Annotated in this window: 17 protein-coding genes; 9 read left to right on the forward strand and 8 right to left on the reverse strand. The window is 70.6% G+C overall.

Annotated features, from left to right (window positions below; genetic code table 11):
* Positions 1-105: 105 nt before the first annotated feature.
* Entirely contained in the window at positions 106-1,866 is a 1,761-nt protein-coding gene (locus tag ACFWI4_RS39970) for a streptophobe family protein (protein WP_387206450.1), read from the reverse strand.
* Between the two features lie 238 nt (positions 1,867-2,104).
* On the opposite strand from ACFWI4_RS39970, the gene ACFWI4_RS39975 reads away from it, so the two are divergent.
* Positions 2,105-4,588 carry an FHA domain-containing protein gene (locus ACFWI4_RS39975; protein WP_387206452.1) on the forward strand — a complete coding sequence of 828 codons (2,484 nt, stop codon included), beginning with the start codon at positions 2,105-2,107 and terminating at the stop codon, positions 4,586-4,588.
* An 82-nt stretch (positions 4,589-4,670) separates the two neighbouring features.
* On the opposite strand, the gene ACFWI4_RS39980 is transcribed toward ACFWI4_RS39975, so the two are convergent.
* From ACFWI4_RS39980 to ACFWI4_RS39990, 3 genes are all read right to left on the reverse strand, one after another.
* A complete protein-coding gene (locus tag ACFWI4_RS39980; RefSeq protein WP_387206454.1) occupies positions 4,671-5,447 on the reverse strand; it encodes a transglycosylase SLT domain-containing protein in 777 nt (258 codons plus the stop codon).
* Positions 5,448-5,758: 311 nt separating this feature from the next.
* Positions 5,759-6,877: an S-adenosylmethionine:tRNA ribosyltransferase-isomerase gene (locus ACFWI4_RS39985; protein WP_387206456.1), complete on the reverse strand. Its 1,119-nt coding sequence runs from the start codon at positions 6,875-6,877 to the stop codon at positions 5,759-5,761.
* Complete coding sequence (locus tag ACFWI4_RS39990; RefSeq protein WP_387206458.1) at positions 6,874-7,569, reverse strand: SDR family NAD(P)-dependent oxidoreductase; 696 nt, start codon at positions 7,567-7,569, stop codon at positions 6,874-6,876. Before ACFWI4_RS39990 ends, ACFWI4_RS39985 begins: the two co-directional genes overlap by 4 nt.
* A 184-nt stretch (positions 7,570-7,753) precedes the next feature.
* Here ACFWI4_RS39990 and ACFWI4_RS39995 point away from each other — a divergent pair, with 184 nt between their 5' ends.
* From ACFWI4_RS39995 to ACFWI4_RS40010, 4 genes are all read left to right on the forward strand, one after another.
* Complete coding sequence (locus ACFWI4_RS39995; RefSeq protein WP_387206461.1) at positions 7,754-8,920, forward strand: GAF domain-containing sensor histidine kinase; 1,167 nt, start codon at positions 7,754-7,756, stop codon at positions 8,918-8,920.
* On the forward strand, positions 8,913-9,554 hold the full coding sequence (locus ACFWI4_RS40000; protein WP_385409009.1) for a response regulator: 642 nt from the start codon (positions 8,913-8,915) through the stop codon (positions 9,552-9,554). The genes ACFWI4_RS39995 and ACFWI4_RS40000 overlap by 8 nt, the downstream gene beginning before the upstream one ends.
* A 145-nt stretch (positions 9,555-9,699) precedes the next feature.
* Positions 9,700-9,945 carry a chaplin family protein gene (locus tag ACFWI4_RS40005; RefSeq protein ID WP_385409011.1) on the forward strand — a complete coding sequence of 82 codons (246 nt, stop codon included), beginning with the start codon at positions 9,700-9,702 and terminating at the stop codon, positions 9,943-9,945.
* 199 nt (positions 9,946-10,144) lie between these two features.
* On the forward strand, positions 10,145-10,384 hold the full coding sequence (locus ACFWI4_RS40010) for a chaplin (RefSeq protein ID WP_387206465.1): 240 nt from the start codon (positions 10,145-10,147) through the stop codon (positions 10,382-10,384).
* Positions 10,385-10,805: 421 nt separating this feature from the next.
* Here ACFWI4_RS40010 and ACFWI4_RS40015 read toward each other — a convergent pair whose 3' ends face one another.
* Positions 10,806-11,594, reverse strand: coding sequence for a hypothetical protein (locus ACFWI4_RS40015; RefSeq protein ID WP_387206467.1), 789 nt, complete (start codon positions 11,592-11,594; stop codon positions 10,806-10,808).
* 120 nt (positions 11,595-11,714) lie between these two features.
* Between ACFWI4_RS40015 and ACFWI4_RS40020 the strand changes: the two genes are divergently transcribed.
* The 3 genes from ACFWI4_RS40020 (at position 11,715) to ACFWI4_RS40030 (ending at position 14,127) form a co-directional block, all read left to right on the forward strand.
* Positions 11,715-12,506: an ABC transporter ATP-binding protein gene (locus ACFWI4_RS40020; protein ID WP_339128505.1), complete on the forward strand. Its 792-nt coding sequence runs from the start codon at positions 11,715-11,717 to the stop codon at positions 12,504-12,506.
* Positions 12,507-12,602: 96 nt separating this feature from the next.
* Positions 12,603-13,037, forward strand: a complete 435-nt coding sequence (locus tag ACFWI4_RS40025; RefSeq protein ID WP_387206469.1) for an NfeD family protein — start codon at positions 12,603-12,605, stop codon at positions 13,035-13,037.
* Positions 13,038-13,167: 130 nt separating this feature from the next.
* Positions 13,168-14,127, forward strand: coding sequence for an SPFH domain-containing protein (locus tag ACFWI4_RS40030; RefSeq protein ID WP_339128503.1), 960 nt, complete (start codon positions 13,168-13,170; stop codon positions 14,125-14,127).
* A 65-nt stretch (positions 14,128-14,192) separates the two neighbouring features.
* On the opposite strand, the gene ACFWI4_RS40035 is transcribed toward ACFWI4_RS40030, so the two are convergent.
* The 3 genes from ACFWI4_RS40035 to ACFWI4_RS40045 all read right to left on the reverse strand — a co-directional run bounded on the left by ACFWI4_RS40035 (position 14,193) and on the right by ACFWI4_RS40045 (position 16,209).
* Entirely contained in the window at positions 14,193-14,699 is a 507-nt protein-coding gene (locus tag ACFWI4_RS40035; protein ID WP_385409074.1) for an HNH endonuclease, read from the reverse strand.
* Between the two features lie 144 nt (positions 14,700-14,843).
* Positions 14,844-15,383 carry a YbhB/YbcL family Raf kinase inhibitor-like protein gene (locus ACFWI4_RS40040; protein WP_387206471.1) on the reverse strand — a complete coding sequence of 180 codons (540 nt, stop codon included), beginning with the start codon at positions 15,381-15,383 and terminating at the stop codon, positions 14,844-14,846.
* Positions 15,384-15,423: 40 nt separating this feature from the next.
* Positions 15,424-16,209: a sporulation protein gene (locus tag ACFWI4_RS40045; RefSeq protein WP_385409070.1), complete on the reverse strand. Its 786-nt coding sequence runs from the start codon at positions 16,207-16,209 to the stop codon at positions 15,424-15,426.
* A 206-nt stretch (positions 16,210-16,415) separates the two neighbouring features.
* Between ACFWI4_RS40045 and ACFWI4_RS40050 the strand changes: the two genes are divergently transcribed.
* Positions 16,416-17,057 (forward strand): DNA-3-methyladenine glycosylase, encoded by a 642-nt coding sequence (locus ACFWI4_RS40050; protein WP_387206474.1) that lies wholly within the window; start codon positions 16,416-16,418, stop codon positions 17,055-17,057.
* Positions 17,058-17,409 lie beyond the last annotated feature (352 nt).

Consider the following 17,409-nt stretch of genomic DNA (forward strand, 5'->3'; position numbering starts at 1 on the left):
CGGTACATCGATGGCCGTCGCCACCGACGGTCACGCCTCATCCAACGGCGACGGCCTGATGCACCGGCACGGCCCCGACCCACCCACCGGACCGACCCCGCCCCCTCAGCGCCGAGGACCAGGCGGCCTCTCCCCGGGTGACGGGGGAACCGGCGGTGGGGGAGGAGGCAGCGGCGGCGGCCCGTCCGGCCTCCGCTTCGGGAGAGGCTTCGGAGCCGGCCCGATCGGCCCCACCATGGTCGGCGCCCCGTACACATCCCCCGGCGCCCGATCCTCCGGCTCCCGCACCTCGTCCGGCACCCTCAGATACGGATTGGTGTCAGGATTCGGCGCCCGGTACGACCCCCGAGGCACATACGGCCCAGCCATGTCACCGGCCCCGCCCCCCGAAACCACCCCGCCCCCCGAAACGCCCCCGTCACCCAGTGCCATCCCGGCCACCTCACCGCCCCCGACCCCCGCGCCCCCCGCGCGCCCAGCACCCGCCACAAACCTCCACCCCGCAACCCCACACACCAACGCCAACCCCGCCCCCACACCCCCGGCCCCCGCCCCCCACAACGCCCCCAGCACCAGCGCCACCCCCAGACGCCCCCGCAACTCGATCCCCGCCCCGAACGCGTCGAACCCGAACACGGACAGCGAGGCGTCCACCGACACCTCCGTCAGCCAGGCCAGCAGCGGCAGCGCCAGCGCCGTCACGACGCCCAGCCGAACCGCGCAGCGCCCGGCGAACCGCAGCGCACCCCCGCCCCGTACGAACGGCGTACGCGCCGCCGTCAGAACGCCCGCGTACAGCATCATCAATGCGGCGGCGACGGCCAACAGCCATACGCGCCCGTCGAGTTCGGCGAGCCGCCCGAGCGTGACGGGCCGGGACGTGCCGGTGTTCAGCAGCTTGTCGACGGGGTCGGGCAACAGCTTCGCGAGCTCGCCGGTGGCCTTGCCGTCGAAGGGGACGAAGAGCCCGAGCGGCACACCGAGCCACACCCCGTTGGGCGCACCGAGCAGCGCCGCGCCCGCGATCCGCTTCGGGTGGGCGTCCCCGACCGCCGCGTACGCGGCCGCCGCGAGCCCGGCGAGGACGGCGACCAGCAGGACGGCGACGAGCGAGGAGACGGCGGGCCGCACCGCACGGTGCACGGCGTCCCAGCCGGCCGGCAGCGGCGTACGCCGGGAGGCCAGCAGCGCGACGAGCAGCACCGCGGCGGCCCAGGCGGCGCCGCCGAGCAGGGTCGGCGCGGTGTCGACGGAGAACCCCACGGCGGCCTTCGCCTTCACGAGGTCCCCGATCTTTCCGGGAAGCAGTCCGCCGAGGTCCCCGAGCCCGCCGGGGAGCTTGTCCGTGATGGAGCCGAGCCCGCCGCCACCGCCGGTGCCCTTGCCGAGCCCCAGCCTGGCGCCGTCGATGGTGATGACGTCGTGTCCGGCCCAGGCGAGTCCGCCCAGGGTCGCGACGAACAGGGCGACCACCGAGCCCGCCCGCGCGAGGAGTTCGGCCGGGGTGACGACGGCCCCCGCCCCGCGCAGGGAGCGCAGGAAGAACCACGACAGCACCAGGGCGCCGACCAGGCCGACGCCCAGCGGCGTGATGTGGATGGCGGTGTCCGCCTGCGCTCCCTTCAGCCCGAACGCGGAGACGTTCCCCGACGGGGTCACCGCGCCGCCGGCTCCGAGGGCCACCATCGCCGCGGTCATGGGTCCCAGGGAGGCCGTCGCGTCCGCGCCGAGCAGGTGCAGGCCGAGCGCCGCGGTCCCCGCCATCCCGATCAACGCCCAGCTCACGGAGGCGATCGCGGACAGCAGCACATCCGCCCAGGGCACGGCCCCGCCGTTCCCGCCGTGGTGCGTGGTCCCGTTGCTCATCGCCAGACCCCCCGATCAGCGCCGCGTCGATCCCGCGTATGTCCCCCTCGTGTGGGATTACCACTCTCCGGGCCGTTTTCAACCCCGTCAACGGCTGTGGACAACCCGCCCGTTGCCCACGTTCACAAGGCCCGACTTTCGGTCAGGGGGCCTGAACTGAAATAGTTCCCCACGATGTTCGACATCCCTAGACTCCCTGCGACGGGGGAAACTCGGGGGACAACTCAGTGGGGCTGGAGTGCCGGAACTCGTACTGGAATTGAATGGAAGGACCTGGACGCTCGACGCGTCCAGGCCTCACACCCTCGGACGTGATCCGCAGGGGGACATCGTGCTCGATGACGCCAGGGTCTCCTGGCGGCACGCCACGATCAGCTGGAACGGCCGCAGTTGGGTCATCGACGACCACGGGAGCACCAACGGCACGTTCGTACAGGGGCAGCGGATCCACCAGTTGGAGATCGGGCCCGGTTCGGCCGTGCACCTCGGCAACGCGACCGACGGTCCGCGGCTGAGTGTGGCGGGGGCCGCGGCCCCGGCGGCGCAGCAGCCGTTCGCGGCGCAGGGGGCGGGACCCGGCTGGTCCCAGCCGCCGACACCGCAGGCGCCCGAGTCCGCGCAGAACGCGCAGCAGGCGGGAGGCATCCCGCAGCAGCAGGGAGCCGGTGCCGGCGCCGGGGGACCGGTGGTCTACGGCGACCGCAGCCCGACGACGTTCCACCAGTTCTCGCTGGGCCGCGTGATGCGCATCGGCCGTGCGCTGGAGAACGAGCTGGTGGTCTCCGACCTCCAGGTCTCGCGCCACCACGCCGAGTTCCACGCGACGCCGGACGGCCGCTTCGAGATCCGCGACCTCGGCTCGCACAACGGCACGTACGTCAACGGTATGCCGATCGCCAAGGGCGGCTCGGCGCTGCTGGGCCCGCACGACATCGTCGGCGTCGGCCACTCGACGTTCCGCCTGGTCGGCGACCGGCTCGAGGAGTTCGTCGACACCGGTGAGGTCTCCTTCTCGGCCCGCCATCTGACGGTGACCGTCGACGGCGGCAAGCAGATCCTCAAGGACGTCTCCTTCGGCGTGCCCGAGAAGTCGCTCGTCGCGGTCATCGGCCCGTCGGGTTCCGGCAAGTCGACGCTCCTGAAGGCGCTCACGGGCTACCGCCCCGCCAACCAGGGCGATGTCCTCTACGACAACCGGAACCTGTACAAGCAGTTCGCCGAGCTGCGTCAGCGCATCGGTCTGGTCCCGCAGGACGACATCCTGCACAAGGAGCTGACCGTCAAGAAGGCCCTCAAGTACGCGGCCAAGCTGCGCTTCCCCGCGGACACCACGGGTGCGGAGCGCGAGGCCCGCATAGACGAGGTGCTGCGCGAGCTGAAGCTGGACATCCACAAGGAGAAGAAGGTCACCTCCCTCTCCGGTGGCCAGCGCAAGCGGGTGTCGGTGGCGCTCGAGCTGCTGACCAAGCCGTCGCTGATCTTCCTGGACGAGCCGACCTCCGGTCTCGACCCGGGCATGGACCGTGACGTGATGCAGCTGCTGCGCGGCCTCGCCGACGACGGCCGTACGGTCCTCGTGGTGACCCACTCGGTGGCGGAGCTCGCGATCTGCGACAAGCTGCTGGTGATGGCGCCGGGCGGCTCGGTCGCCTACTTCGGTCCGCCGGAGGAGGCGCTGAACTTCTTCGGCTACGAGACCTGGGCCGATGTGTTCTCCGCCTTCGAGAACTACCGCGACTACGACTGGGCGGGCCGCTGGAAGGGCTCGCAGCACTACCAGATGTACGCCGCCGACATCGACGCGGTGGCTCCGCAGTCGACGCAGATGCCGTCGGCGCAGGCGATGAAGCCGCCGAAGCCGCAGGGCTGGGGCTCCCAGCTGATGACGCTGATGCGCCGCTATGTCTCGGTGATCGTGTCGGACAAGGGCTTCCTGGCGCTGACGGTGATCCTGCCCGCGGTCCTGGGCTCGGTCAGCCTGCTCATCGACAACGGCAAGACGCTGCTGGTCAACGCGAAGATACTGCCCTCGGGCGCCCATGTGGCGAACGGCACCGCCACGACCGTGCTGCTGATCCTCGCGGTCGGGGCGTGCTTCGCGGGCGCCGCCAACTCGGTCCGTGAGCTGATCAAGGAACGGGTGATCTACGAGCGGGAACGGGCGACGGGCCTGTCGCGCTCGGCGTACCTGATGTCCAAGGTGATCGTCCTCGGTGTGATCACCATGCTCCAGGGCGCGCTGGTCGGGGCGATCGGCTTCGGCAGCCGCGAGGTCCCGTCCGAGGGTCTGATCCTCAAGAGCCTGCCCAAGGTCGAGCTCACGCTGCCGATCATGGCGCTGGGCTTCGTGTCGATGATGTTCGGTCTCATCATCTCCTCGCTGGTGAAGACGGCGGAGAAGACGATGCCGCTGCTGGTCATGTTCGCGATCGTCCAGGTGGTCTTCACGGGCTGTCTGTTCATCCTGAACGGCACGGTGGGCGTCAACCAGTTCTCGTACCTGATGCCGGCCCGCTGGGCGGTGGCCGCGTCCGGGGCCACGCTTGACCTGAACAACATCTTCCCGAACCAGGACGATCCGACGAGCACGGACCCGCTGTGGAACCACACGGCCGGGGCCTGGACCCTCGACATGATCGCGTTGGTGGTCCTCGGTGTGGTCTGCGGGTTCTTCGTGGCCCGCTTCCTGCGCCGCCACGAGCCCGAGGTCATGCGCAAGTAGACGCCTGGGAACGACGCGAGGGCGGCACCCCCGACCGGGGTGCCGCCCTTCGGCGTCTGTGTGCGGACTCCGCGCTGAGTCCTCAGTACGCGCTGTTGACGTTGTCCATGGAACCGTACTTGTCGGCCGCGTAGTTGGCGGCGGCGGTGATGTTGGCGACGGGGTTGTAGATGTCCCACGAGGTGCCGGCCACGTGGTAGGCCTTGAAGGTCGGCGGGATGACCTGGAGCAGGCCCTTCGAGGGGATGCCGTTGATGGCGTTGATGTCCCAGTCGTTGATGGCCATCGGGTTGCCCGACGACTCACGCATGATGTTCTTGTGCAGCCCGTTGTAGGTGCCCGGGATGCCGTGCGCCTTCATGATGTCGAGGGACTGGCGGATCCAGCCGTCGAGGTTGTTGGCGTACGTCTTCGCGGCGACGGTCTGCATCGTGATGCGCTGCGTGGAGCGGCTCGCGGCGGCGGCCTTCGCGTGGGACGCGGCGGCCTTCTTCTTCGCGGCGGCCTTGACGGCGGCGGCGTGCGCCGCGGCCTTCTTCTTGGCGGCCGCCGTCGCGGCGGCCTTCTTCTTCGCCGCGGTCGCGGAGTCCGCGGCCGCCTTGTGCTTGGCGGCTATGGACTGCGCCTTCAGCTCGGCACCGGTCGTACCGGCGACACCGGCCTCGACACCCTTGATCTGCTGGCCGCTGTAGGCGACCGGAGCCGCGGGGGCGGCGGCGTCGGTGGTGGTGTGGGAACCGGAGGGCGCGAGGGAGAACGCGAGGGTCGCGGCACCGAGGGTGGCGACACCGGCCATCGAGTACTTCTGGACCTTGGAGAGCTTCGTACTGGGACGACGAGCAGCAATGTTCTTGAGCATGACTGAAGACCTCTTCGAATAGCGCGGAGGTCGCTCTTCGTCCCGGTCGGGGACTGTGTTTCCGGAACAAACGCCCCGGGGGAGAACCCGAGGCGCTGAGCGACATGAGCAATTCTTAGCGGTCGCAAAATGCCCTGGCAAAGGTGTGACCTACGAAGCCAGGTAGTGGACGCAGATGGGGCAAATCGGGGCAGACTGGCATGTCTTCCCTGGTCACCTTGTCCCTTTTATCTCCTATGCACCTTCGTACGTGACCTGGACCCTATGCGCGGGCTCACAGGGTCCCTCGATCATTCTGACGCGGAGTTGCTTCAGCAATGCTCAGAGTGAGGGCCGTTCCCGGGGTGGACACCGGGAAGGAGGAGGTGCACGTCGCCGAACTCGTGCCACAGATAGCGCCTGCGCAGCGCCTCGGCGTACCCCCGGTCGACCGCCGCCCCGCCCGCGACCGCCTCCAGCATCAGCAGATGCGAGGCCTCCGGCTCGTGCAGCCCGGTCAGCAGCCCGTCGACGGCCCGCACCCCCCGTTCCGGAGTCACCACGAGACCGGTCCACCCCTTCGCCGCCCGGACCAGCCCGTCCTCACCGGCCGCGGACTCCACGGCCCGCACCGCCGTCGTGCCGACCGCCACGATCCGGCCCCCGCCGGCCCGAGCCGCGTTGATCAGCCGGGCCGACACCTCCGGAACCTCGTACCGCTCCGGATACGGAGGCTCGTGCGCCTCCGCCGAGGCGACCCCCGTGTGCAGGACGACCGGCGCGAACTGCACACCCCGGCTCACCAGCTCCGCCACCAGACGCGCGGTGAAGGGACGCGCCGCGCTCGGCATCTCCGCACTCCCCGCCCCGTCGTCCGACGGCAGCGCGAACACCGTCTGGTACACCGACAGCGGCTGGTCCCGGTCCGTGTACGCGTAGCGGATCGGCCGCCCGTGCCCCCGCAGCAGCCCCAGCACGTCCACGCCCGCGACGCGCCCCCACCACAGCCGCCGCCCCGGCGGAGCCAGCGGCTCCTCCAGTACGAGACGCCCGTCCCCCGGCAGAGACAGCTCCGTCCCCGCGGGGCCGCCCGCACGCGCGCGCGTGGTCCCGCGACCGTCCGGCTCCCGCAGCTCGACCGCCCACCGGCCGTCGTCACCGCGCGTGGAGAAGTGCACCACCACGCGCGCGCGGCCGATCCGCCCGTCCACGGCCGCCGCCAGCGTGGCCGAGGTGTTGACGACCAGCAGATCCCCGGCCTTCAGCAGCCGGGGCAGCTCCACGAACGCGTGATGCGACACCTCGGTACCGCGCGAGACCAGCAGCCGTACGGAGTCCCGCTCGCGCCCGGGACCGCGCTGCTCCGCGGGCACCCGCGCCGACAACTCCTCCGGAACGCTTCCCCACGCCCGGCCGCGCCCCTCCCGGGAAACCCCCGTCACCGTCGTCACCGCTCCTCCAGCAGGTCCGAGGCCGCGTACCGCCCACTGGCCGGCCGCTCGTCGAGCAGCCGCAGGAAGACCGGGACCACCTGGTCGGGCGCCGGCCGCGGACCGTCGTCGTCCGGTACGGCCGCCGCGTACAGGTCGGTGCCCATGTCCCCCGGATCCACCGCCCACACCCGCAGCCCCGGCTCCTCCACACCGAGCACCGCCGCGAGCTGGTCCAGCGCGGCCTTCGACGCCCCGTAGCCGCCCCACGTCCCGTACGCCTCGGCCGCCGCGTCCGAACTCACGCAGACGACCGCGCCCGCCCCGGCCGCCCGCAGCGACGGCAGGGCCTCCTGGACCAGGCCCAGCGCGGCGACCACATTGACCTCCAGCGCCCGCCGCAGACCCTCGGGATCCAGCTCCTCCAGCCGCACCAGCGGCTCCGCGCCCAGCGCGCTCGCGTTGTTCACGAGCAGATCGACACCGCCCAGCTTCCGGGCCGCGGCCACCAGCGCGGCACGATGACCGGCGTCGGTCACGTCCCCGGGCAGCGCCTCCACCCGTGTCCCGTACGCGGAGAGCGACCGCGCCGTCTCCTCCAGCGCCCCCGCCGTCCTCGCGTCGAGCACCAGATCCCAGCCACGCCCGGCCAGAGCCGCGCCGAGCGCCCTCCCCAGTCCCTTCGAGGCCCCCGTGATGATCGCTACCGGCATGACATCCGTCCCCTCGCTCGGCCCGCCTTCCCGACGGGTGTCCTCACCGTAGGAACGGGCCCCGCCCCGCCGCCTCGGACGCGGGGCGCAATGATCAGGGGCCCTTCGGCCTAGGCCCAATGGCCCGGCGGCCGCGTCCACAGGGCCGATACGCGCTGTCACCGCCCGCCGGTAGTTTGGGGTCATGAGTCACGGACCCCGGTCGGGCCTGTACGCGGTGAGCTCCGCGCTGCTGGCCATGAGCAGGCATCTCGAAGTGCGCGACGTCCTCAAGACGATCGTCGCCTCGGCCCGCGAACTGCTCGACGCGCAGTACGCGGCCCTCGGGGTGCCCGACGACCACGGAGGCTTCGCCCAGTTCGTCGTGGACGGGGTCAGCGACGCCCAGTGGAAGGCCATCGGACCGCTCCCGCGCCAGCACGGCATCCTCGCCGCGATGCTCCGCGAGGCCCGCCCCGAGCGCCTCGCCGACGTCCGCGAGGACCCCCGCTTCGAGGGCTGGCCCGCGGCCCACCCCGACATGTCCGACTTCCTCGGCCTGCCCATCCGCGACGGCGACGAGACCATCGGCGCGCTCTTCCTCGCGAACAAGATGCGGCCCGAGGGCGAACCGCCGTGTCCCGGACCGGACGGCCGCTGCGGCTTCACCGAGGACGACGAGGAACTCCTCACCATCCTCGCCCAGCACGCGGCCATCGCCCTGACCAACGCCCGGCTCTACGAACGCAGCCGCGAACTCACCATCGCCGAGGAACGCTCCCGGCTCGCGCACGAACTCCACGACGCCGTCAGCCAGAAGCTGTTCTCCCTGCGCCTGACCGCGCAGGCCGCCGCCACCCTCGTCGACCGCGACCCCTCCCGCGCCAAGGGCGAACTCCAGCACGTGGCCGCGCTCGCCGCCGAGGCCACCGAGGAACTGCGCGCCGCTGTAGTCGAGTTGCGCCCCGCCGCCCTCGACGAGGACGGTCTCGTCGCCACCCTGCGCACCCAGATCCAGGTCCTCGACCGCGCCCACTCCGCGCGCGTGACCTTCTCCAGCCACGGTGTACGAGCCCTGCCCGCCTCCCAGGAGGAGGCCGTGCTCCGGGTCTCCCAGGAGGCCCTGCACAACGCGCTGCGGCACTCCGGCGCCACCCGCGTCGACGTCACCCTGGACCGGCGCGGCCCCGGCGCCGTCCTGCACGTCCGCGACGACGGCAGCGGCTTCGACCCCACCGACATACGCAGCGCCGGCCGCCATCTCGGCCTGGTGTCCATGCGGGACCGGGCGGGCGGGGTCGGCGGCACACTCACCGTGGAGTCGGCGCCCGGGAAGGGCACCGTGATCGAGATGGAGGTCCCTGGTGGCTGACGCAATCAAGGTGCTGCTCGTCGACGACCACCAGGTCGTCCGCCGGGGACTGCGCACCTTCCTCGAAGTACAGGACGACATCGAGGTCGTCGGGGAGGCGTCCGACGGAGCGGAGGGCGTCGCCCGCGCCGAGGAGCTCCGGCCCGACGTCGTCCTCATGGACGTCAAGATGCCGGGCATGGACGGCGTCGAGGCGCTGCGCAAGCTCCGCGAACTCGCCAACCCCGCGCGCGTGCTGATCGTCACCAGCTTCACCGAACAGCGCACGGTGGTACCGGCGTTGCGTGCGGGCGCCGCCGGGTACGTCTACAAGGACGTGGACCCCGACGCGCTGGCCCGTGCCATCCGCTCCGTCCACGCGGGGCACGTCGTCCTGCAGTCCGAGGTCGCGAACGCCCTGTTGTCCCAGGAAGAGGTCAACTCCGGTCAGGGGAGAGGTGTTTCGCTCACCGAACGGGAGCGGGAGGTGCTCGGTCTGATCGCGGACGGCCGGTCCAACCGGGAGATCGCCCGCGCCCTCGTCCTCTCCGAGAAGACGGTGAAGACCCACGTCTCGAACATCCTGATGAAACTCGACCTCGCCGACCGGACCCAGGCCGCCCTCTGGGCCGTACGGCACGGGATCGCGGACTGACCGTCAATTCGGAAGGTCCCGCTCCGGGATGAGATTCATACCGTCGTGTGGATGTCACCCGGATGGCGCATCCTCCGTGAACCCGGGCCGTTCTCCAGTGCGCCGCGGCGGTCCGCCGCGGTGTTCGCCAGGAGGGGTTTCGCAAGTGAAGAACCTGAAGAAGTTCACGGCCGTCGCGATGGTGGCGGGCGGCCTCGTCGCCGCCGGAGCGGGTATGGCCTCGGCAGCGGACGGCGCGTCGGCGGCCGGCGGGGCCGTGGGCTCCCCGGGCGTCGTCTCCGGCAACCTCGTCCAGGCCCCGGTCGACGTGCCGGTCAACGTCGTGGGGAACAGCGTGAACGTGATCGGCGCCCTGAACCCGGCCTTCGGCAACCTCGGTCTCAACCGCTGAGGCTTCCCCGCCGAGGCGGTCACGGCCACCGGCCTCCCAGGGCGTTCCCGGGGGGCCGGTCGGCTTTTCGGCTCATCCGTGGACTGCACCGGACGGGGCAAACCGTGGGGTCTGCCCGTGCCGTCCCCGAGTCCACGGCGTTTCTCAGCGTACGACCCGCGGCAGGGTCGGATCCGTACACGCAGGAGGAACGCTTCCCATGAACATCGCCAAGAAGGCCGCCCTGGCCGTCACCGTCGCCGGTATCGCCGCGGGCGCTGGTGCCGGTGCCGCTGTCGCCGACTCGGGGGCCGAGGGCGCGGCCGCGCAGTCGCCGGGCGTCGCCTCGGGCAACGTCGTCCAGCTCCCCGTCCACGTCCCCGTCAACGTCGTGGGCAACTCCATCAACGTCGTGGGTCTCCTGAACCCGGCGTTCGGCAACGCGGGCGTCAACGGCTGACCGCACCACCCGAAGGGGCCCCGCAAACGGAAACGTTTCGCGGGGCCTCTCCGCGTTCCCGCCCCACAGGCGCAGCACCCTCCACACCCCCGAAACCAACGCCGACCCCCACACAACCTACTTTCGCCCCCTCCGCCCCTACCCATCCCGACCCCGGGGGCTCCGCCCCCAGACCCCCGCTCCTCAAACGCCGGAGGGGCTGAATCTTTCCCCGCGCTGAAAGGTGACCGGCCGGGACTGAAGGCACGCACCCAAGCCACGACACTCCCGCAGTCGGGGTCCGGGCCGTCGGGGCCGTGCCGGTACATCGATGGCCGTCGCCACCGACGGTCACGCCTCATCCAACGGCGACGGCCTGATGCACCGGCACGGCCCCGACCCACCCACCGGACCGAAGCCGAAGCCGCACCCCGAGCGGAGCTCAGCGCACCCCCCGCTCCCGCTCCTCCACGAACGCGTTGTACGCCGCCACCTGCGCCCGCCGAGCCGTCCGCTCCACCGGCCGCAGCGCCTCCGCCCGGGCAGCGATCTCCGACGCGCTCACCGCGCCACCGTGCCCGCTCTCGTACGCCACGGAGATCAGCATCCCGACCCGCTGAGCCAGCTCCAGCACGCGCACGGCGCGCGACGGATACCCGGGAGCCAGCACCTCGCGCCCCCGCTCCGCCCGCGCCCGGTACGCGTCGATCGCCGCCGCCGCGACCGGCCCCGACCCGGCCACGTCCAGCCGGGACAGCACCTTGGTCGCCTCACGCAGCGCCTCCGCCAGCTCCCGCTCGGCCTCCCCGAGCGAGGGCACGTCGGCCGGCGGCGCCTCCCGCACGGCGAGACAGTGCCAGACGACCTCGACATGGACATCGCCCGCGGGCCCGGCCTCGTACACCTCGGGCACGAGCCCCAGCGCCGCCCCGTGGCAGACCACGGCCTCCTCGGCGTCGAGGGCGCGCGCGTTGAACTCGGGCGGCCCGCTCAGCCCGAGCGGATGCCCCGGCGCGGGCAGTGCCACCCGCAGTCCGGTCACCCCGAGTCTGCGGAGCCGGCCGAGGGCGAGCGTGAGCCCGACGGGCCCCGACTCGCCGGGCAGCCCCTCGACCCGGTGCACCGCGTCCTCCCCGACGATGGCGAGCACGGCGTCGTCCGGCGAAACAAGTCCGGCCAATAGGGCATTTCCCCATGCCGCCAGCTGTCCTGAGCGTGGTTCCGAGAGCATGCTCCCACCCTAAGGACCGGCCGATGGGTCGGTGCGGCCGACCGGTGGCGTAGGTTTTCCCTGGGGGCTTCGTCCACAGACGTAAGCGACGGCCGAGATGCAATGGGAGACAACGCGCTCATGAGCGATGTACTGGAACTGGTGGACGTATCCGTGGTCCGCGAGGGCCGGGCTCTGGTGGACCAGGTCTCCTGGTCGGTCAAGGAGGGGGAGCGCTGGGTCATCCTCGGCCCCAACGGCGCCGGGAAGACAACCCTCCTGAACGTCGCCTCCAGCTACCTCTTCCCCAGCACGGGCACGGCCTCCATCCTCGGTGAGACCCTCGGCCAGGTCGACGTCTTCGAGCTCCGCCCGCGCATCGGCATCGCCGGTATCGCCATGGCCGAGAAGCTCCCCAAGCGCCAGACGGTCCTCCAGACGGTCCTCACCGCCGCGTACGGCATGACCGCCGGCTGGCACGAGGACTACGAGGACATCGACGAGCAGCGCGCCCGCGCCTTCCTCGACCGCCTCGGCATGAGCGACTACCTGGACCGCAGGTTCGGCACCCTCTCCGAGGGCGAGCGCAAGCGCACCCTGATCGCCCGCGCCCTGATGACCGACCCCGAGCTGCTGCTCCTCGACGAGCCCGCCGCCGGCCTGGACCTCGGCGGCCGCGAGGACCTCGTACGCCGCCTCGGCCGCCTCGCCCGCGACCCGATCGCGCCCTCCATGATCATGGTCACGCACCACGTCGAGGAGATCGCCCCCGGCTTCACCCACGTCCTGATGATCCGTCAGGGCAAGGTGCTCGCCGCCGGCCCGCTGGAGCTCGAACTCACCTCGCGCAACCTCTCGCTCTGCTTCGGTCTCCCCCTCGTCGTCGAGCAGGTCGGCGAGCGCTGGACCGCGCAGGGTCTGCCGATGGCCTGAAACCGTCACGGCACGCGGACGCACCCCCGTCACCCGGCGTACCCGACTTGATCGCGCACCCTGTCCGCCGGGGGAGCGCGGTCCTACCATGACCACGTGAACGACATCGACGCATGGGTGTGGTGGCTGATCGTGGCGGCCGGACTCGGCATCCCGCTCGTGGTGACCGCGATGCCGGAGTTCGGCATGCTCTCCGTGGGCGCCGTCGCCGCGGCGGTCGCCGCGGGCCTCGGTGCCGGTGTCGTCGCCGAGGTGCTCGTCTTCGTCGTCGTGTCCGTCGCGCTCATCGCCGTCGTACGGCCCATCGCGGTCCGGCACCGCACCCAGCGCCCCGAACTCGCCACCGGGATCGAGGCGTTGAAGGGCAGACAGGCCGTCGTCCTGGAGCGGGTGGACGGTTCGGGCGCCGGCCGCATCAAGCTCGCCGGCGAGATCTGGTCCGCGCGCGCCCTCGACGGCGCACAGGCCTACGAAGTGGGCCAGGAAGTGGATGTCGTCGACATCGACGGCGCCACGGCGATCGTCATGTGACCTCGCACAACGCAAGTGAACCGAACGCCCCACGTGGCAGGCGACGTTCTGTCAGACTCGACCAGCAAGATCTTCAACACCCATAAGATCTTTCGGAATTGCCGAGTGGAGAAGGGTACGGGGAGCATCGATGGAACCGATCATCATCGTCCTGATCATTCTGGTGGTGCTGGTCTTCATCGCCCTGATCAAGACCATCCAGGTCATCCCGCAGGCCAGCGCCGCCATCGTCGAGCGCTTCGGCCGCTACACGCGGACGCTGAACGCCGGCCTCAACATCGTCGTCCCGTTCATAGACTCCATCCGCAACCGCATCGACCTGCGTGAACAGGTCGTGCCGTTCCCCCCGCAGCCGGTGATCACCCAGGACAACCTGGTCGTCAACATCGACACGGTCATCTACTACCAGGTCACCGACGCCCGAGCCGCCACGTACGAGGTCGCCAGCTACATCCAGGCGATCGAGCAGCTCACCGTCACCACGCTGCGCAACATCATCGGCGGCATGGACCTGGAGCGAACCCTGACCTCCCGCGAGGAGATCAACGCGGCCCTGCGCGGAGTCCTCGACGAGGCCACCGGCAAGTGGGGCATCCGCGTCAACCGCGTCGAGCTGAAGGCGATCGAGCCGCCCACCTCCATCCAGGACTCGATGGAGAAGCAGATGCGCGCCGACCGCGACAAGCGCGCCGCGATCCTCACCGCGGAGGGCATCCGCCAGTCCCAGATCCTCACCGCCGAGGGCGAGAAGCAGTCCGCGATCCTGCGCGCCGAGGGTGAGGCCAAGGCCGCGGCCCTGCGCGCCGAGGGCGAGGCCCAGGCCGTCCGTACGGTCTTCGAGGCCATCCACGCCGGAGACCCGGACCAGAAGCTCCTCTCCTACCAGTACCTCCAGATGCTCCCGAAGATCGCCGAGGGCGACGCCAACAAGCTCTGGATCGTGCCCAGCGAGATCGGAGACGCCCTCAAGGGCCTCAGCGGGGCCATGGGCAACTTCGGCGGCCTGGGCGGAGGTTCGGGCAACGGAGGGTCCTCGGGAGGCTCCGGCGGCGGCTCCGAGCGCCGCGAGAAGCCGTCCATCACGGACTGACGCGACGACGGTACGACGAGGGGCCCCTCTCCCGCGGAGAGAGGCCCCTCGTCATGTCGTACGGGCTACGCGGCAGGTTGTGCCAGCCACTCCGGCAGCGCGTCGAAGTCGTCCTGGCCGAGCGCCAGCAGCATGGCGTCCGCCGGAGTCGGCTCGAACGGCTCCCGCAGCAGGGGCATCTGCGCCTGCTCCGGCGTACGGTCGGCCTTGCGGTGATTGTCCTCGGCGCAGGACGCCACCGTGTTCAGCCAGGAGTCCTGACCGCCCTGGGCACGCGGCACGACGTGGTCCACGGTCGTGGCCCGGCGCCCGCAGTACGCGCACCGGTGCCGGTCACGTACCAGCACACCCCGCCTCGACCACGGCGCTTGTCTTCGGAACGGCACCCGGACGTACCGGCAGAGCCTGATCACCCGCGGCACGGGTATGTCCAGCGCGGCGCCGCGCATACGCAGTTCGGGGTGGGCCTGCTCGACGACGGCCTTGTCCGTCAGCACCAGAACGACGGCTCGGTTCAACGTCACCGTCGACAATGGCTCAAAACTCGCGTTCAGTACCAGCGTCTCCCGCATCCAGCCCACCTCCTCTTGCGCACCGGCCCCCCTGCGGCGGGCTGGGATCAACTCTGGCCGGGCACGCCGAGATGGACAACGCAATAAAAAATGCCCGCCCCTGATCACTTCCATGACCAGAGGCGGGCAAACGTTCGGTGAACGTCAGTCTGTGGCGGGATTCGCGTACTCACCGATCAGCTGGGCGCGCCCCAGCGTGTGGAACCGCAGATTGAAGCCCACCACGGCGGGCGACACCTCCGCGTCCGGACCGAGCTTCTCCTGGTCCACGGCGTACACCGTGAACACGTACCGGTGCGCGGGGTCCCCGGCCGGAGGCGCGGCGCCGCCGAAGTCCCGGGACCCGTAGTCGTTGCGCACGTGGACGGCGCCTTCGGGCAGGCCTTCGAACTTGCCGCCGCCCGCGCCCGTGGGCAGCTCCGTGACCGAAGCGGGGATGTCGAACAGCACCCAGTGCCAGAATCCGCTCCCCGTCGGGGCGTCCGGATCGAAGCACGTCACGGCGAAGCTCTTGGTCTCCGGCGGAAAGCCTTCCCAGCTGAGCTGAGGCGAGGTGTTCCCGGCCGCGTGGACCTGAGCGTCCTTCAGCACCGCGCCCGGCGCGACGTCCTCACTGGTGAGGGTGAACGCCGGCACCGGCGGGTGGAAGTCGTGCGGAAGTGGCGGCCTCTTGGGCTCGGTCACGTCAGTACCTCCTGAACGGCGGGCTCTCTCTGGTCCGAGCCTAGAACCAGCTGCGCTTGCTGCCGACCTCCGACAGCCAGTGGTTCAGGTATCCGGCCCAGTCGGTGCCGTGGAAGTCGTGCAGACCCACCTCGAAGGAGCGGTAGGAGTCGCTGCCCTCGCTGAAGATGCCCGGCTTCTTGTCCATCTCCAGGACGACGTCCATCGCGCGGTCGTCCGCGACGAAGCTCAGCTCCACCTGGTTCAGCCCGCGGTACTGCGACGGCGGGTAGAACTCGATCTCCTGGTAGAAGGGCAGCCGCTGACGGGTGTGGCGGATGTGGCCCTTCTCCATGTCCGCGTTCTTGAAGCGGAAGCCCAGCTGGATGAAGGCGTCGAGAATCGCCTTCTGCGCCGGCAGCGGGTGCACGTTGACCGGGTCGAGGTCGCCCGGGTCGATGGCTCGGGCGATCTGCAGCTCGGTGGTGACGCCGATGTTCATCCCGCGCAGGCTCTGTCCGTCGATCATGGTGATCGGCGTCTCCCACGGGATCTCCAGTCCGAACGGGACCGTGTGCACGGCGCCCGCCTGGAGGTGGAAGGCCCCGCCGAGGCTCAGCTTCGTGAACTCGATGTTCTGCTTGTACTCCTGGTCGTCGTGGCCCTCGACCTCGACCTTGGCCTGAAGGCCGACCGACAGACCCTCGATCGCCTGGTCGACCGAGCCACCCTGGATCCGCACCTCGCCCTGGACGACGCCGCCCGGAACGGTGTTGGCCTCCGTCAGCACCGTCTCGACCGAAGCCCCACCGGCCCCCAGACTCGCAAGCAGCCGCTTGAACCCCATGTCGTCACTTCCTCCCCAGGCGATGCCTGTTCGTCCTCTGGCTGTATGGATCCCTTGATCCCTACAAACGCGATCCGGCCCCGGCCGGTTCCGCGCCCTCACCCTCGCAAGGGAAAGGGACCTCTGACCACCCCGCGCGCGGGTATCCGTCCGTCCGGCTCCGACCCCGCCGCACGGAGGCGGGGGAGGGACTACGCTCGTACGCCATGATCGCGGCCCCCGACCGTACGCCCCTGACCCGGGACTTCTTCGACCGCCCCGTCCTGGAGGTCGCCCCGGACCTGCTGGGGCGCGTCCTCGTACGGGCCACTCCGGACGGCCCGATCGAGCTGCGCCTCACGGAGGTCGAGGCGTACGACGGCCCGAACGACCCGGGATCGCACGCTTACCGCGGCCGCACGGCCCGCAACGGCGTGATGTTCGGCCCGCCCGGTCATGTGTACGTCTACTTCACCTACGGCATGTGGCACTGCATGAACCTGGTGTGCGGTCCCGAGGGCAGACCCAGTGGGGTGCTGCTCCGGGCCGGCGAGGTCGTCGAGGGTGCGGAGCTCGCCCGTAAACGTCGACTCTCGGCCCGATACGACAAGGAACTGGCCAAAGGGCCGGCGCGCCTCGCGACGGCCCTCGGGGTGGACCGGTCGCTCGACGGTGCGGACGCCTGTGGACCCGAGGGCTCCCCACTGACCCTGCTGAGGGGTACTCCCGTCCCCTCCGACCAGGTACGCAACGGTCCGCGCACCGGAGTGTCCGGCGACGGGGGCGTTCATCCCTGGCGTTTCTGGGTCGCCGGCGATCAGACGGTGAGTCCCTATAGAGCGCACGCGCCTCGCCGCCGCTCAACTTGACGCGCCTCTGGGGGATCCGTAATGTAGCCCGAGCCGCTTGAACCGGTTACGGCGTTCAGCCAGCAGCCGAGAGCGGCCAACCCACTACCTACGACTTCCCCGCAGCGGGGGCTTATTCGGCGTGCCTGCACGTCTGAATTCGAACCCGCGGAACTCGATTATGAGTCACCGAGGGAATCGGCTAACGTAGTGAATGTCGAAAGGCCGGAAACGCGAAAGCGCCGAAAGGCCGGAAGACAAGCCCCGCTGACTGGGAGTCAGGCCCGAAAGGATCTGATAGAGTCGGACTCGCCGGAAAGGGAAACGCGAAAGCGGAAACCTGGAAAGCGCCGAGGAAATCGGATACGGAAAC

Source organism: Streptomyces sp. NPDC127038 (assembly GCF_042725875.1).
Lineage (GTDB): Bacteria > Actinomycetota > Actinomycetes > Streptomycetales > Streptomycetaceae > Streptomyces.

Excerpts from the sequence above, each read along its gene's own strand:
- ACFWI4_RS40045 (WP_385409070.1), bottom strand. The coding sequence starts at position 16,209 with ATGGGGTTCAAGCGGCTGCTTGCGAGTCTGGGGGCCGGTGGGGCTTCG.
- ACFWI4_RS39970 (WP_387206450.1), bottom strand. The coding sequence starts at position 1,866 with ATGAGCAACGGGACCACGCACCACGGCGGGAACGGCGGGGCCGTGCCC.
- ACFWI4_RS40050 (WP_387206474.1), top strand. The coding sequence starts at position 16,416 with ATGATCGCGGCCCCCGACCGTACGCCCCTGACCCGGGACTTCTTCGAC.
- ACFWI4_RS40020 (WP_339128505.1), top strand. The coding sequence starts at position 11,715 with ATGAGCGATGTACTGGAACTGGTGGACGTATCCGTGGTCCGCGAGGGC.
- ACFWI4_RS39995 (WP_387206461.1), top strand. The coding sequence starts at position 7,754 with ATGAGTCACGGACCCCGGTCGGGCCTGTACGCGGTGAGCTCCGCGCTG.
- ACFWI4_RS40015 (WP_387206467.1), bottom strand. The coding sequence starts at position 11,594 with ATGCTCTCGGAACCACGCTCAGGACAGCTGGCGGCATGGGGAAATGCC.
- ACFWI4_RS39980 (WP_387206454.1), bottom strand. The coding sequence starts at position 5,447 with ATGCTCAAGAACATTGCTGCTCGTCGTCCCAGTACGAAGCTCTCCAAG.
- ACFWI4_RS40035 (WP_385409074.1), bottom strand. The coding sequence starts at position 14,699 with ATGCGGGAGACGCTGGTACTGAACGCGAGTTTTGAGCCATTGTCGACG.
- ACFWI4_RS40010 (WP_387206465.1), top strand. The coding sequence starts at position 10,145 with ATGAACATCGCCAAGAAGGCCGCCCTGGCCGTCACCGTCGCCGGTATC.
- ACFWI4_RS39990 (WP_387206458.1), bottom strand. The coding sequence starts at position 7,569 with ATGCCGGTAGCGATCATCACGGGGGCCTCGAAGGGACTGGGGAGGGCG.
- ACFWI4_RS40030 (WP_339128503.1), top strand. The coding sequence starts at position 13,168 with ATGGAACCGATCATCATCGTCCTGATCATTCTGGTGGTGCTGGTCTTC.